General features: G+C 69.6%; 13 protein-coding genes. 7 read left to right on the plus strand and 6 right to left on the minus strand.

The window, feature by feature from the left end; translation table 11 throughout:
* Positions 1-495 precede the first annotated feature (495 nt).
* Positions 496-2076, plus strand: a complete 1581-nt coding sequence (locus JW592_RS06330; RefSeq protein ID WP_209263911.1) for a sodium-dependent transporter — start codon at positions 496-498, stop codon at positions 2074-2076.
* Between the two features lie 235 nt (positions 2077-2311).
* On the opposite strand, the gene JW592_RS06335 is transcribed toward JW592_RS06330, so the two are convergent.
* Positions 2312-2734, minus strand: a complete 423-nt coding sequence (locus tag JW592_RS06335) for a MerR family transcriptional regulator (protein ID WP_209263912.1) — start codon at positions 2732-2734, stop codon at positions 2312-2314.
* A 55-nt stretch (positions 2735-2789) separates the two neighbouring features.
* Between JW592_RS06335 and JW592_RS06340 the strand changes: the two genes are divergently transcribed.
* Positions 2790-3758: an SDR family NAD(P)-dependent oxidoreductase gene (locus tag JW592_RS06340; protein WP_209263913.1), complete on the plus strand. Its 969-nt coding sequence runs from the start codon at positions 2790-2792 to the stop codon at positions 3756-3758.
* A gap of 286 nt (positions 3759-4044) precedes the next feature.
* Here JW592_RS06340 and JW592_RS06345 read toward each other — a convergent pair whose 3' ends face one another.
* Positions 4045-5328, minus strand: coding sequence for an NAD(P)/FAD-dependent oxidoreductase (locus JW592_RS06345; protein WP_209263914.1), 1284 nt, complete (start codon positions 5326-5328; stop codon positions 4045-4047).
* A 60-nt stretch (positions 5329-5388) separates the two neighbouring features.
* On the minus strand, positions 5389-6309 hold the full coding sequence (locus JW592_RS06350; RefSeq protein WP_209263915.1) for an ornithine cyclodeaminase family protein: 921 nt from the start codon (positions 6307-6309) through the stop codon (positions 5389-5391).
* Positions 6310-6404: 95 nt separating this feature from the next.
* On the opposite strand from JW592_RS06350, the gene JW592_RS06355 reads away from it, so the two are divergent.
* From JW592_RS06355 to JW592_RS06365, 3 genes are read left to right on the plus strand one after another with little or no spacing between them, the layout of a single operon-like run.
* On the plus strand, positions 6405-7097 hold the full coding sequence (locus JW592_RS06355; protein WP_209263916.1) for a GntR family transcriptional regulator: 693 nt from the start codon (positions 6405-6407) through the stop codon (positions 7095-7097).
* Between the two features lie 59 nt (positions 7098-7156).
* Positions 7157-8410: an aconitase X gene (locus tag JW592_RS06360; protein ID WP_229375281.1), complete on the plus strand. Its 1254-nt coding sequence runs from the start codon at positions 7157-7159 to the stop codon at positions 8408-8410.
* A gap of 3 nt (positions 8411-8413) precedes the next feature.
* Positions 8414-8863: an aconitase X swivel domain-containing protein gene (locus JW592_RS06365; RefSeq protein ID WP_209263918.1), complete on the plus strand. Its 450-nt coding sequence runs from the start codon at positions 8414-8416 to the stop codon at positions 8861-8863.
* Positions 8864-8914: 51 nt separating this feature from the next.
* Here the strand turns inward: JW592_RS06365 and JW592_RS06370 are convergent, their stop codons facing one another.
* Entirely contained in the window at positions 8915-9358 is a 444-nt protein-coding gene (locus JW592_RS06370; RefSeq protein WP_209263919.1) for a nuclear transport factor 2 family protein, read from the minus strand.
* A 123-nt stretch (positions 9359-9481) separates the two neighbouring features.
* The gene (locus JW592_RS06375; RefSeq protein ID WP_229375282.1) at positions 9482-10753 is read right to left on the minus strand and encodes a MalY/PatB family protein; all 1272 of its coding nucleotides are present in this window, start codon (positions 10751-10753) and stop codon (positions 9482-9484) included.
* Positions 10754-10807: 54 nt separating this feature from the next.
* On the opposite strand from JW592_RS06375, the gene JW592_RS06380 reads away from it, so the two are divergent.
* The gene (locus tag JW592_RS06380; RefSeq protein WP_209263920.1) at positions 10808-11644 is read left to right on the plus strand and encodes an AraC family transcriptional regulator; all 837 of its coding nucleotides are present in this window, start codon (positions 10808-10810) and stop codon (positions 11642-11644) included.
* 28 nt (positions 11645-11672) lie between these two features.
* Positions 11673-12236 carry a cysteine hydrolase family protein gene (locus tag JW592_RS06385; protein WP_209263921.1) on the plus strand — a complete coding sequence of 188 codons (564 nt, stop codon included), beginning with the start codon at positions 11673-11675 and terminating at the stop codon, positions 12234-12236.
* A 110-nt stretch (positions 12237-12346) separates the two neighbouring features.
* Here the strand turns inward: JW592_RS06385 and JW592_RS06390 are convergent, their stop codons facing one another.
* Positions 12347-13351 (minus strand): winged helix-turn-helix domain-containing protein, encoded by a 1005-nt coding sequence (locus tag JW592_RS06390; protein ID WP_209263922.1) that lies wholly within the window; start codon positions 13349-13351, stop codon positions 12347-12349.
* Positions 13352-13553 lie beyond the last annotated feature (202 nt).

Raw genomic sequence — 13553 nt, forward strand, 5'->3', positions numbered from 1 at the left:
CCCTGAGGCGCTGCGTGGGTCCGGGCTTCGGCGGAGAGCGTTGCGTATCGACACGGGTGAGTCTCCGTTTCGGGTTCTGCTCGCTCGGTTTCTTGGCCTGCACAATCGGGCCCGGACGGTGGCCAAATCGATTTGGCCAAATCGATTTGGCCGTCAGTATGAGCGGCGGGTGTGGACCAGTCAACAGATGGCGCACGGCGCTGTAGGCGGGGGCGGGGCGGGGTCCGCCGATCCTGCGGGCTGTCGCCCGGGTCTGCGGCGGGCGATCGCCGGTCCTGTGGACGGGCCGCCGGAAGGAGTCCGTCCGCCGGTGGTATCGGACCCGTTTCGAACGTGACGCAACCCTTGGCAGGGGAGCATGTGAGGTGTAATACATTACTCCACCCAGAACCACTACCTGCACCCGCTGTCGCGGGGAGGTGAACACGGCGAGCTGCGGTTCCGACCCGTCAGGGCGCGGTAGTCCCCAACCGGCCGAACGGAGTGAATCTGATCATGGTGCGTCAGAAAGCAGGCTCGGCGAGAGAGGTGTTCTCCAGCCGCTTCGCGTTCGTGGCCGCCGCCATCGGGATGGCGGTGGGCACCGGAAACATTTGGCGATTTCCCCGGGATGTCGGAGCGGGCGGCGGCGGAGTGTTCATCATCGCCGTGGTGCTCGCCAATCTCGTCTGGGCGATCCCGCTGCTGATGGCTGAGTCGTTGCTCGGCTCCCGCAGCCGGCTCGGAACTGTCGGAGCCTTCCGTGACTTCATGGGACGCAAGTTCGCCTGGATGGGCGGATTCATGGCCGTCGTCACGATCGGCATCCTCTTCTACTACACGGTGATCTGCGGCTGGGCCATCCGCTACTTCGGCTACGCGGTGAGCGGCAAGTTCACCTCGGGCATCGGCACGGAGCAGACGTCGAAACTGTGGGACGACTTCGTCGCGACTCCGGCGCAGACGATCCTGTTCCACGTGATCGCGGCGCTTCTCGTGGGTTTTGTGGTGATCCGCGGTCTGAAGGGCGGCCTGGAGAAAGTTCTCAATGTCACCGTGCCGACGCTCTTCGTCATCTTGGTACTGCTCGCAATACGCGCCATGACCCTGCCGGGAGCGGGGGACGGCCTGCGCTACATGTTCGTCCCCGACTGGAGCGGATTCCTGGACGGCGAGATGTGGCTCGGCGCCTTTGTCCAGATGGCCTTCTCCACCGGCGCGGGCTGGGGCCTCTACCTGACCTACTCGGTGTACATGCGCAAGAAGGAGGACTTCGCGCTCAACTCGGGAATCGTGGTCGCGGGCAACCACTTGGCTTCACTGCTCGCCGGTATCGCGGTCATCTGCACGGTCTTCGCGATGCAGTCCCCGCACTACGCGCAGGAGGCGGTCGGTGCGGGTGACCAGGGGCTGATGTTCGTCTACCTCGCCGCCCTCTTCGGTCAGATGCCCGGCGGTACCTGGTTCTTCGGACCGCTGTTCTTCCTTGTGCTCGTACTCGCGGGCCTCTCCAGCCTGATCGCCATGATGGAACTCGCCGTGCGCAACGTGATCGACTTCGGCATCAAGCGGAAGAAGGCCGTTGTCGCCGTCGTTCTCGTCACCCTCGTCGGGGGCATACCTTCCGCGCTCGACCTGGACGTGCTGACCAACCAGGACAACGTATGGGGCGTCGGCTTGTTGATCAGTGGTCTGTTCGCCGCCATCGCCATGATGCGCTACGGCCTCGAACGTGCCCGCCGCGAACTCGACCGCGCCAGCGATTTCAGGGTCGGCACCTGGTGGAAGGTGCTGATCGGAATGTTCCCGCTGATGGCCGCCGTGGTGTTCGGCTGGTTCATGTACCTCTCCATCACCGATTCCTCGCAGACCTGGTACGACCCGTTCCAGACGTTCAGCGTCGGCACGATGGTCCTTCAGTGGGTGGCCGTTTTCGTCGTCACGCTGCTGCTCAACAGCCTGTTTTACCGGAGGATCAGTCGCGGACCGCTCACCGCCGAGGGCGTCGGCTCCGTCCACGCGCCCGCACCTGCACCCGACACCGGCGTTGAAGGCCACGCCGATGTGTCAGTTGCCCACCGAACCGAGGAAGGCTGACCCATGGATGCGGAAACCTTGATCTGGACGCTGATTCTCTTCGGGGGCACCGTGCTGACGATGGGCTGGCTGACCTATGTCGCCTGGCGCAAGGAAAAGGAGAGCACCGAGCGGAACGCTTGAAAGCGGTCCCTTCCACCACGAATCGAAGCGGCATACGGCCGTCTGCCGACCAGGCTCGGCAGGCGGCCGCAGCTGTCCCAGCCGGAGCGTACGGGCCACGGAAGGCGGTGGCTCAGGCTGTCGGGTCCCAGAGCCCGCCGGCCTCGCCGCGGGCGAGGTGTTCTGCGTAGACACCGACCTTCCAGGCGATGACGGAGCGGCACTCCTCCAGTGCCCGGATCTGGGCGTCGACGCGCTGCCGGTGGACATCGAGAAGCTCGAGACGTTCTGCCTCGTTGCCCGGACCCTGCCGCACCAGCTCGGCGAACTGCTTGAGGTCGGCCAGCGGCATCCCGGATTCGCGCAGCTTGACGCAGATCAGCAGCCAGTCGACATCGAACGGGGTGTACCTCCGCCGACCGCCGGAGGTGCGTCGGACCCGACCGACCAGCAGGCCCTCGCGCTCGTAGAAGCGCAGAGCATGCACGCTGAGGCCCGTCCGCTCGGCCACCTCGCCGATGCTCAGCTGCTCATCAGCGGTCTCGGCGATTCCCATGCGTTACAGCCTACGGCTTGATCTAGACCTCACTCCAGCTCGTAGCGTCGTCGGCATGACCAGCACGGATCAGCAGCCGCTCGGCTCGCCCTTCTCCGCCACCAGCACCGCCCACGACATCACCGCCGGTCTCGACCTCTCGGGCAAGAGCGCCGTTGTGACCGGGGGCTACTCGGGACTCGGTCTGGAGACCACCCGCGCACTGACAGCCGCCGGAGCCCACGTCATCGTCCCGGCGCGACGACCCGAGACCGCCCGCGCGGCACTCGCGGACGTGAAGAGCTGCGAGGTCGTCCCCATGGACCTGGCCGACCTCGACAGTGTGCGCGCCGCCGCCGCGTGGATCAGCGACTCCCTCACCAGGATCGACCTGCTCATGGCCGTCGCCGGGGTCATGGCCACCCCCGAACGACACGTCGGACCCGGCTGGGAGAGCCAGCTGGCCGCCAACCACTTGGGGCATTTCGCTCTCGTCTGCGAGCTCTACCCGCTCCTGGCCGCCGACGGCGCACGCGTCGTGGTCAACAGCTCTGCCGGCCACACTCTCACCGGCATCCGCTGGCACGACCCGCACTTCCGGACCGGCTACGACAAATGGCTGGCATACGGCCAGGCCAAGACCGCCAATGCCCTCTTCGCCGTGCACCTCGATGCACTCGGGAGCGGTGACGGCGTCCGCGCCTTCGCGCTCCACCCGGGCAAGATCATCACCGGACTTCAGCGAGAGATGGCACTTCAGGAGCAGATCGACCGCGGGTGGGTGGACGAGCACGGCAATGTGATCGGCGCCGACTTCAAGACTCCCGCTCAGGGTGCCGCCACCGGCCTGTGGGCCGCCACCTCCCCCCTCCTCGACGACCGTGGCGGCCTCTACCTGGAGGACTGCGACATCGCCGGCATCTCCGCTGCCCAGGCACCCATGGATGACGGCGGCGTCCGCGCGTACGCCGTCGACCCCGACTCGGCCGCACGGTTGTGGGACCTGTCCGTCGCGGCGACCGGCGCCACTCCGATCCCCCGATGACGCCACCGGGCCCCTCGCAGGCGAAGGTCTGCGTCGCCCCTCGCAGGCGAAGGTCTGCGTCGCCGCATCGGACATCACCGCTCGTGCCCTTTCCCTCCTGACCTCGCCCGCTCAAGCCCCCGAGACGGGCAACTCGCGGGTGTGCGCCTCGAAGCGGGTCGATCGGCTGGGCCGTCGACGCCGCACGAGCAGAGGACGGTGGCCGTCATGGCGCGCCGGCTCGCATGGCCGAGCAGGGCCGAGCAGGTACGAGAGGCGGGCGGTCCGGGGCCCACTGCTCCGTCGGTCAGGCACCCGCCGGCGCACGGCGATGCCGTGCGAACCGGCATGGGGCGAAGGGCCGGGCTGTGGCGGCGGCGTCGGAAGACCGCCGGCCGCCTGCGATGAGGGCCGCGATGAGTTCCGCCGTCATCGGCGCCAGGGTCACGCCCAGCATGCAGTGCCCGCTGGCGACCAGCACGTTGTCCTTTCCGGGCAGGGGGCCGACGACGGGCAGGCCGTCGGGCGTCATCGGACGCAGGCCCGTCCAGCCGCGCGGCTGTGTGCTCGCGGGGAAGTCAGGAAGGAACGCGTGGGCGGAGCGGACGATGCCGCGCAGCCGATGGGGATCGACGGCCCTGCCGGAGCTGCCGAACTCCATGGTTCCGGCGAACCGCAGCCGGTCCGACAGAGGTGTCACAGCCACCTTTGCCTCACCGAGGTAGACCGAGTGCCGCAGCGTCACGGGGCCGTCGGTGACATCGAAGCCGTACCCCTTGCCCGGCTGGATGGGCAGCGGGAATCCGGCCAGCCGGGACAGCGGGCCGGTATGTGCTCCGGCGGCGAGGACGAAGACATCCCCGCTGATCTCGTCCCGTCCGGCGCGGGCCGATGTCGCGGCCGGTCCCCGGAAGTGGATGTCATCTACCCGGGCGTTGCGCACAAAGTGGACACCGAGCTGTGCGCAGCGCTCTTCCAGGCCCTTGAGCAGCCGGACCGGGTCGACGTGGCGTTCCTGTGCGCACCGGAGGCCCGCCCGTACGTGCGGCCCCAGCGCCGGTTCGAGGTCCCTGAGTTCGTCACCGGAGAGGGGAACAGCCGTGTGGCCGATCCGCTCCAGGGGCGCTGTCTCCGCCTGGTACGCCCGCATGGCTTCGCGGGTGTGAAAGGCCATCAGCTGGCCCGTGCGGTGGTACTCGAAACGGACGCCGTCCTTGTCGTACGCGTCGAACAACGGGACCGTTCGCGCGTTCAATGCCGTCAGGGCTTCCACGCCGTGGTGGAAGTCGCGATGGTTGCAGTGACGCAGCAGGCTCGCCATGAAGCGCACATGCGCCGGTCGCAGCGAGGGGCGGACGTAGAGGGGACTGTCCTTCCTGGCCATCCACCGCAGGGCCGCCCCGGCCATGCCAGGGGCGGGAACGGGAGCCGACATGATGGGCACGATCCACCCTGCGTTGTTGACGGACGTCCCGGCCGTACCGCCACTCGCCGCGTCCACCACGGTGACGGCGAGCCCGTCGCGGGCGAGTCGGTAGGCGGTGGCCAGTCCGATGACGCCGGCACCGACGATCACTGCGCTGTCTGCCATTGCTGCCCCTTCGCGGATGGGCCCGGAGCGAGTCCGGTCAGTTACGGAAGGCGAGTCCGATCAGTCGAGGAACTTGTCGGTCAGAAGGCGGGCGACGGCCCAGTCCTGCATGGCGACGCCGACGGTCTTGAACACCGTCCGCCTGGAGTGATTCGCCGAGGTGCCGGTCAGCGCGGTGCCCAGCTCGGTGAGAGCGTCCTTGGTGAGAACGCCGGCTTCGAGGGCGTGGATGATCTCGCCGGACTCCGCCAGGATCGCGTCGAGTTCGTCGATGACGACGGTGCTCGTGGCGAGCAGCTCGTCGGGCAGCTCGCGCATGGTGGGTCGGTACGCGCCGATGGCGTTGACGTGTACCTGTGCGGGAAGGGCCGGCTCCGGGAAGAGCGGGCTGGTCGCGTTGGTCGCGCAGCAGACGATCTCGGCTTCCTCCACGGCCGCCGCGGCGTCTTCAGCCGTCCTCAGATCCACGCCGGGCAGCTCGGATGCCAGCATCTCGGTCAGTCCCAGGGCACGCTGCGTGTCGGTGTCAACGACGGTCAACCGGTGCAGTGGCCGGACCGCGTGCACGGCGCGGACCTGGTCGGGGGCCTGTGCGCCCGCTCCGATGAGGGTGAGCCGTCCGGCTTCGGGCGGGGCGAGAAGGTCGGTGGCGACGCCGACTGCCGCGCCGGTGCGCAGGGTGGTCACCGTGCTCGCGTCGGCGACCAGGCTGTCCAGGCGGCCGGTCTCGCTCCAGACGACGGTGCCGGCGATGGCGGGCTTTCGTCCGAAATCGAGACTCAGCGTCTTGATCATGGCGGACGAGGTAGGACGGTGATGCGCTGACATCACCAGGAACTGTCCGTCCCGCAGCGCGGTACGGGTGGGCATCTCGAACTCGCCCTTGGCCAGGTCGATGAAGCCGCTGCGTACCGCGTCGATCGCCTCGCTCATCGGCACGGCCGCGCGGATGTCGTGTTCGTCGACGGTGATGGTCTTCATGGCACCCCCAGAGGTCGGTGATGTAAGGTATTACACCTCACAACGCAGAGCAAGGGAGCGTCGACCCTCTGGAGGTTCCGTGTTATGTATGAGGTGTGACCACTTCGCGCCCGTCGGCGGGGCCGGCGACCAGCCCCCAGCTCAAGTCAGTCAGTCTCCGGGAGCAGGCGCGGGACGCGGTGCGGACCCGGATCGTGCTGGGGCAGATCGAGCCCGGGCAGGTGGAGAGCGTCATCAACGTGGCCGCGACGCTCGGCGTCTCCGTCACCCCGGTCCGAGAAGCGATCATGGACCTCGCGAATCTCGGCATGGTCGAGATCATCCGCAACCGCGGCTTCCGGGTCCCCGTGCTCACCGAGCACGATCTCGACGAAATCTTCCACATCCGCACGATGCTCGAAGTGCCCGCCATGACCGAGCTCGTCAAGGTCCTGGACGGGGCAGCCGTGCCGGAGTTCCGGAAGCTCGCCGGGCAGCTCACCGACGCCGCACGCGAAGGGGACCTCATCTCCTTCCTCGACCTGGACCGGCAGTTCCACCTCGGCCTGTTGGAACTGCTGGGCAACCGCCGCCTTGTGGCCATGGTCGGCCAACTGCGCGACCAGGCCCGTATGCGGGGGCTGCAGAAGCTGGCGGATCAAGGGGAGCTGACCCAGTCCGGCGAGGAGCACATCGCGATCGTGGACGCCATCGAATCGGGGGACGGGGAGCTGGCCGCCGACCTGATGCGCAGGCATCTCGCCCACAGTCGCGGAATCTGGGCAGGCCGGGTGGAAGCCGACTCCTGAGACGAATGCGGCCCGGCCCCTCCCACAAGCCCGGCGCCGTTGAAGAGGAGGTTTCCCCGATGACCGCACTGCGGCTGACCGGTGACGAACAGGCGATGCTCGACGGCGAGGCGGGTGAGGCAGTCGCGATCGCGATGCGCCTGGTGGTCGGGGTGGCCCGGGCGGGCGGCGCACGGGAGCTGCTGCCGGTCGGCTCCGTCCACGTCGACGGCTGCCTGTACCACGGACCAGCCGGGCTCGACCTGGCGGAACGGCTGGTGAAATCGGGCGGCGAGGTGGCCGTGCGTACGACGCTCAACGTCGGCTCCCTCGACCTGCTGCACCCCGGTCTCGTACGGGCCGACACAGCGCTCGCCGACGGCGCGCGGCGGCTGATGGACGCCTACGTCGCGCTCGGTTGCGAGCCCACCTGGACATGCGCGCCCTACCAGCTCTCCCACCGCCCGGCCTTCGGCACGCATGTCGCATGGGCGGAGTCCAACGCCATCGCCTTCGTCAACTCGGTACTCGGTGCCAGGACCGACCGGTACGGGGACTTCCTCGACATCGCCGCTGCGCTGACCGGACGGGTTCCGGCAGCCGGGCTGCACCTGGACTCCGAGCGCCGCCCCGTGCTGGTGCTCGACTGCTCCACGGTCCGCGCGGACCTGTGGGAACAGCACGCCGCCTGGGCGGCGCTGGGCATGCTGCTCGGCGAGAAGGCGGGCACCCGTGTCGCCGCGCTGACCGGGCTGCCCGGCTCGCTCGACGACGGGGTCACCGAGGACCGGCTCAAGGCCCTCGGTGCGACAGCTGCCTCCGCGGGCGGCGTCGCGCTCTTCCACGTCGTGGGCGTGACGCCGGAAGAGGTGACGACCGACGGGCTGCCGACGCACGCGGTCACCACCGCCGACTTGCTGGCGGCGCGTGGCCGGCTGTCCACCGCAGCGGACGGCCTGATCGACGCGGTCAGCCTCGGCACACCGCACTTCTCCGTCACCGAGTTCGCCGCGCTGGCCCGCGAGGTGGGCGAGGGTCCGCGCTTCGCCGTACCGGTCTACGTCTCCACCAGCCGTGCCGTACTCGCCGAGGCCACCCGGCTCGGACTCCTCGCCCCGCTGGAGGCGGCGGGCGCACGGATCGTCACCGACACCTGCACCTACCTCACCCCCGTACTCGACCCCGGCGTACGCACCGTGATGACCAGCTCGGGCAAGTGGGCCTGGTACGCGCCCAACAACCTCGGCATCGACACCGTGCTGGGCAGCCTCGCGGAGTGTGTCGCCTCCGCCTGCGCCGGAGAGGTGGTACGCGATGACGACGCCTGGAGCTGAGCTGTGACGCCTGCACCCGAGACGCCTGCACCCGGGCTGTACGGCCGCACCCTGCACGTCGGCGAGGCCCGGGGCGCGGTGCTCCACCTCGACGAGCCGCTGTCGTTCTGGGGCGGTGTCGGCGAGGACGGCACCGTGGTGGACGTGCACCACCCTCAGCACGGCCAGTCGCTCACCGGGCGCGTCGTGGTGATGCGCTCCGGCCGGGGATCGAGCTCGTCCGCGGCGGTGCTCGCCCAGCGCCTCCAGGACGGCACCGCACCGGCCGCGCTGGTCCTCGCCTCCTGCGACACCATCCTCGTCGTCGGGGCACTGGTGGCCGCGGAGTTGTACGACGTGCACCTGCCGATCGTCCAGGCCGACCCGGAAGCGATCACCACCCTGGCAGGCCACGTACACGTGACCGCGCGCCTGTCCGGCGAGGCGCTCGTACGGGGCGGCGCCTGCGCCTGAGCAGCCCCGCCGGGGGTGTGCTCCTCAGCGGCACAAGTGGTCCGGCCGGTCTCAGGACGGGGTGCACGCCTGGGCGACGGAAAGGCTGTTCTCGTAGAGGTGGTGACGGGTGATCCGCCCATCCTCGACGGTGAGGCGCAGGGCGAACGGCCCCTCGAAGGACTTCCCTGTCGCCCGTACCGTGCCCGACAGGTGCCCCATCAGGACGGCATCGGCGCCGTCCACCAGGAATGTGTCCACGGAAGCGCGCGTGTCCTCGGCCACCGTGTGCTCGGCCAACTCCGCTGCCTGCGCCGCGCATTCGGCTCCGGTGGAGCGCGGCCGGATCCATGGGACGCCGGGGTTGTCCGCGAGCAGCCAGTCGACCTCGTCCGCGAAGAGCGCGACGAGTCGCTCGCCGTCACCGGCCAGCCGCGCGTACAGGAAATCCTGGACGACACGACGGGTGGCCTCGGCGACTGAGTCCGCTGCGGTGTCGGGCGGAGTGACGGTCATGGCGTGCTCCTCTGGTCTGTGGTGCCGGAACTTGTCCGGGTCCCGCTCTGACGTGCACCACACTGCCGGGCCGGGGAGCGCGGGTCGATTACGTCAGGGGTAAAGGCCGGGGCCGCCGCTTCCTCATCCCCCGGCTCCATCGACCACGGAGGCGATGCGGGTGACGGCCTCGACCAGCGTCTCGGGCGCGCAGGCGAAGTTGAGACGGGCGAAACCGCGCCCTCCGGTGCCGTAGCCGAGTCCTGAGGTGAGAGCGACCCGTGCGGTCTCCAGCAGATGCGCGGCGGGATCGTCGGCCCCGTCCCGGGCTTCCGGGCTTCGGCGGTCCGAGGGGCTCCGGGGACTTGGGGGGAGGCGGGGGAATTGGTCACGGAAGTCCAGCCAGGCGAGGAACCCCGCGCCCGGCGGGCGGTAGCCCACTCGCGGGAGGTGCTGGGTCAGCAACTGGCCCAGTAGCCTCCGGTTGTGGTCGAGCGCCTCCACGACCTCGGCCAGCCACGCGTCACCGTGCTCGTACGCGGCGACGGTGGCGAGCACACCCAAGTGCCCCGTACGGAAGAGGGAGTGCGGTGAGAGGCGGTCGACATACCGCTTCGGGGCCGGATGAGCGGTGACGACGGTGGCCGCCTTGAGCCCCGCCAGGTTCCAGCCCTTGCTCGCGGAGTGGAACGCGAAGCCCCGGCGACGGGCCGCGTCCGACACGGAGAGGAACGGGATGAACTCCGCGCCGGGGAGGGTGAGCGGTGCGTGGATCTCATCGGAGAGGACGTGGACACCGTACCGGTCGGCCAGTTCGGCGAGCGCCGCCAGCTCCGACCGGCTGTGCACCAGCCCGAGAGGATTGTGCGGGTTGCACAGCAGGTACGCCACGGTCTGCGGCGCGGCGAAGGCTTCCTCCAGCGCGTCCAGATCGAGCCGCGGTTCTCCGCCGCTGCCGCTCCTGGAGGTGAGGGGAGCCTCCACCGGCAGGGCGCCGACCTCCCGTATCCACCAACTGAACGGCTCGTACACCGGCAGGCTCAACACGACTCCGTCACCGGGGGAGACCAAGCGGCGCAGCGTCTCCACGATGCCCAACCCCACGTCCGTGACCGTCCGGACGTGCTCCGGGTCGACCGCCCAGTCCCACGCGCGACCGGCGTAACCGCACAGCGCGAGGGCGAGATCCCGGGTGGGAGCCGCGTAGCCGGCGTCGGAGCGGTCGATGGCCTCGCGGAGCGCCTGGACCACCGGCTCGGCCAGTACATAGTCCATTTCCGCGACGGGGAGCGGCAGCACGTCCACCGGATGGCTCCGCCACTTGGCGCTGCGGCGGCGACGGAGAGTGGCGAGAGGAGGGACGAGAGGGGGCACGCGAGGAGCGGAAGAGGAGTCGAGGGAGCTCTGTGTCGTCATAGGGCGATCCTGCGGTCCTCCGCGGTCGCACCGCTTCCGATAAATTGCCGACTGATGACGAAAACCCGCCACGCCGGCTCTGCGGGCCTCACCCCGCGCTGCTCCCCGCGTCACTCCCCGCGCGCCGTGACGCGGACGATCGCCCTGCCGCCGGGTGCCGAGGTCGACGCTCACTGGCACGACGAGCACCAGATCGTCTATGCCGGGCGCGGCGTCGTCTCCGTCACCACCCAGGCCGGGAGCTGGGTCGCACCCGCAACGCGTGCCCTATGGGTTCCGGCCGGTACACCGCACCAGCACCGTGCCTACGGCACGACCGACCTCCATCTGGTGGGGCTGCCGGTCCAGGACAACCCGCTCCGGCTCGACCGTCCGGCCGTACTCGACGTCAGCCCGCTGCTGCGGGAACTCCTCCTCGCCTACACGGGGAGCTCTCCCGACGCGGGGAGTCCCGCCGAACGGCGGGACTCCCGGGGCACCGCCGCGGAGCGCCGACGGCTGCGCGCGGTACTGCTCGACCAGCTACGGCACTGCGCGGGTCAGCAGCCCGTCCACGTACCGACCGCCACGGATCCGCGACTGGCCGCGGTCTGCGGACTGCTGCACGACGACCCCGCCGACGGCCGCACCTTGGCCGAGCTCGGTGCCGCCGTCGGGGCCGCAGAGCGCACCCTGAGCCGCCTCTGCCGCGCCGAGTTCGGTATGAGCTTCCCGCAATGGCGCACCCAGCTACGCCTCCACCACGCCCTGCGGCTCCTCGCCGAGGGCAACTCGGTGACCACCGTGGCCCACCGCTGCGGATGGGCATCGAGCAGCGCCTTCATCGACGTCTTCCGCCGCGCGTTCGGCCATACGCCGGGGCGGCAACCCGCACGCCATACTGTCGAGTGAAGGGTACGGCGGAGAAGGGACGGCAGACGTGGGTAACAGCGCTCTCCTCGTGATGGACGTCCAACGGGACATCGTGGACATCGCCGACGTCGGCTCCGGGTATCTGCCGCGGCTGCGCAGGGCCATTGACGGCGCCCGCGCGGCGGGGCTCCCCGTGATCTATGTGGTCATCGGTTTGCGGCCGGGCCGGCCGGAGGTCAGTCCGCGCAACAAGGTGCTCACCAACGCCGTACGGGCCGGCCTGTTCACCGAGGGCGAGCCGGGCACCGGAATCCACGACGACATCGCGCCCCAGCAGGGCGAGACCGTGATCACCAAGAGGCGGGCCAGCGCTTTCTCGGGCAGTGACCTGGACTTGGTGCTCAGAACCCGCGGTATCGACAGCCTCGTTCTCACGGGAATCGCCACCAGCGGTGTAGTGCTCTCCACCCTGTGCCAGGCCAACGACCTGGACTTCGGTCTCACCGTCCTGGCGGACGCCTGCCTCGACACCGACCCCGAGGTGCACCAGATGCTCATCGACAGGCTGTTCCCGCGGTGGGCAGAGGTCGTCACCGTCGAGGACTGGCTCGCAGACATCACACCGCGATAGACAGAACCCGCCACCCCCGACCCAGCACCAGCACCGGCAGCACCAGCACCAGCACAGCGGTCAACCGATGCGAGCGCAGCTCGGCCGTGCCCCGGCCCGGACCCGAATGCTCACTGCCTCGAGTCGAGGAGCGCGTTACCGAGCGGGGTGGGGCTGTGGAGTGCCGTGTTGCGGTGCCGGGAGGTCTGGATCAGTCCGGCCGCACGCAGAACGCCTGCATGTTCGCTGGCGCTGGGAGGCGCGAGCCCGCTGAGGGCGGCCAGCTCCTTGGTCGAGCAGCCCGGGTGCTCGGCGATGGTGAGCAGAACAGCGGCCCGGGTCCGGCCGAGGAGCGCGGCCAGTGGTGAGCGGCACCCGGAGCGGGCGTGCTGTGCCGGTGGGACGAACAGCGGGGCGGAGTCGGAAGTCCGAGTGTGGCTGACGGGATACCTCATCACGGGCTGCGGCTCGGCATCGATGTCGACAGCGGGCCCGTCCGCCCCGAAGAGCGAGGGAACGAAGAGCATTCCACGGCCCTCGAGATGCAGGTCGCCGTCGAAGCCGGAGAGCATCGCGAACTCCAGGACGGGCGGATTCCAGCGGACACGCTGGGGGTGCACCGAGGCGAGGAGCGCTTCCACCCCTCCAGTGAGGACCTGCCGCATCCGCACGTCCCGGTCGGCTGCCGCCTCCCTTTCGAGATGCTGCCAATGCGGGGACAGCAGCGCGGCACAGACATGGTCCAAGCTGTCGTAGAGCTGCCGTTGCAGTTCCGTGTCGTCGGCAAGGTGGTGCGCCCAGGACGGCAGCGGCTGCCACTCCGCGACATGGGCGAGATCCTGGCGAATCCGAGAACGGGGAGTGGAGCGCGCCCGCTCCAGCAGCTCCTGCGGGCTGCCCTGCCCGGCAGAGGTCAGGAACGTAGGGGCCCAGCCGCCGGGCGGGATCAGGTCGAGGACCATACGTGCCTTGGGTTTGAGACCGGCGAAGACGCCACGCCGCCACGCCCCGAACCGTACCGGGTGGCTGCGACCTTGGAGCGTGCGTACGGCGGCACTCAGCTCCATCAGCGGCGGAGGCTGCGCCACACGGGTCCGTGCCAGATCCTCAACCGTGAAATGTATGCGGTAGACCACGCTCGGCCCCCAGCTCGGTACGCCAGTCCGGGGGCAATCCTCCGGGGTATGCCGTCGTTCGGTCCAGTCCAGACCGAATCACGTCGCCAGAGCCTCCGGGGGCAGGAAGCGAGTGCGGCGCTTCCGCAGCGCGTGACCGGACCCCGAACCGGCTGCCCGGGTCCGGGGGCGGAGGTGAGCAGATAACGTCCGCCCGTCGGCG

Source organism: Streptomyces spirodelae, assembly GCF_017676385.1.
Lineage (GTDB): Bacteria > Actinomycetota > Actinomycetes > Streptomycetales > Streptomycetaceae > Streptomyces > Streptomyces spirodelae.

Excerpts from the sequence above, each read along its gene's own strand:
- JW592_RS06340 (WP_209263913.1), top strand. The coding sequence starts at position 2,790 with ATGACCAGCACGGATCAGCAGCCGCTCGGCTCGCCCTTCTCCGCCACC.
- JW592_RS06370 (WP_209263919.1), bottom strand. The coding sequence starts at position 9,358 with ATGACCGTCACTCCGCCCGACACCGCAGCGGACTCAGTCGCCGAGGCC.
- JW592_RS06350 (WP_209263915.1), bottom strand. The coding sequence starts at position 6,309 with ATGAAGACCATCACCGTCGACGAACACGACATCCGCGCGGCCGTGCCG.
- JW592_RS06375 (WP_229375282.1), bottom strand. The coding sequence starts at position 10,753 with ATGACGACACAGAGCTCCCTCGACTCCTCTTCCGCTCCTCGCGTGCCC.
- JW592_RS06335 (WP_209263912.1), bottom strand. The coding sequence starts at position 2,734 with ATGGGAATCGCCGAGACCGCTGATGAGCAGCTGAGCATCGGCGAGGTG.
- JW592_RS06330 (WP_209263911.1), top strand. The coding sequence starts at position 496 with ATGGTGCGTCAGAAAGCAGGCTCGGCGAGAGAGGTGTTCTCCAGCCGC.
- JW592_RS06380 (WP_209263920.1), top strand. The coding sequence starts at position 10,808 with ATGACGAAAACCCGCCACGCCGGCTCTGCGGGCCTCACCCCGCGCTGC.
- JW592_RS06345 (WP_209263914.1), bottom strand. The coding sequence starts at position 5,328 with ATGGCAGACAGCGCAGTGATCGTCGGTGCCGGCGTCATCGGACTGGCC.
- JW592_RS06360 (WP_229375281.1), top strand. The coding sequence starts at position 7,157 with ATGACCGCACTGCGGCTGACCGGTGACGAACAGGCGATGCTCGACGGC.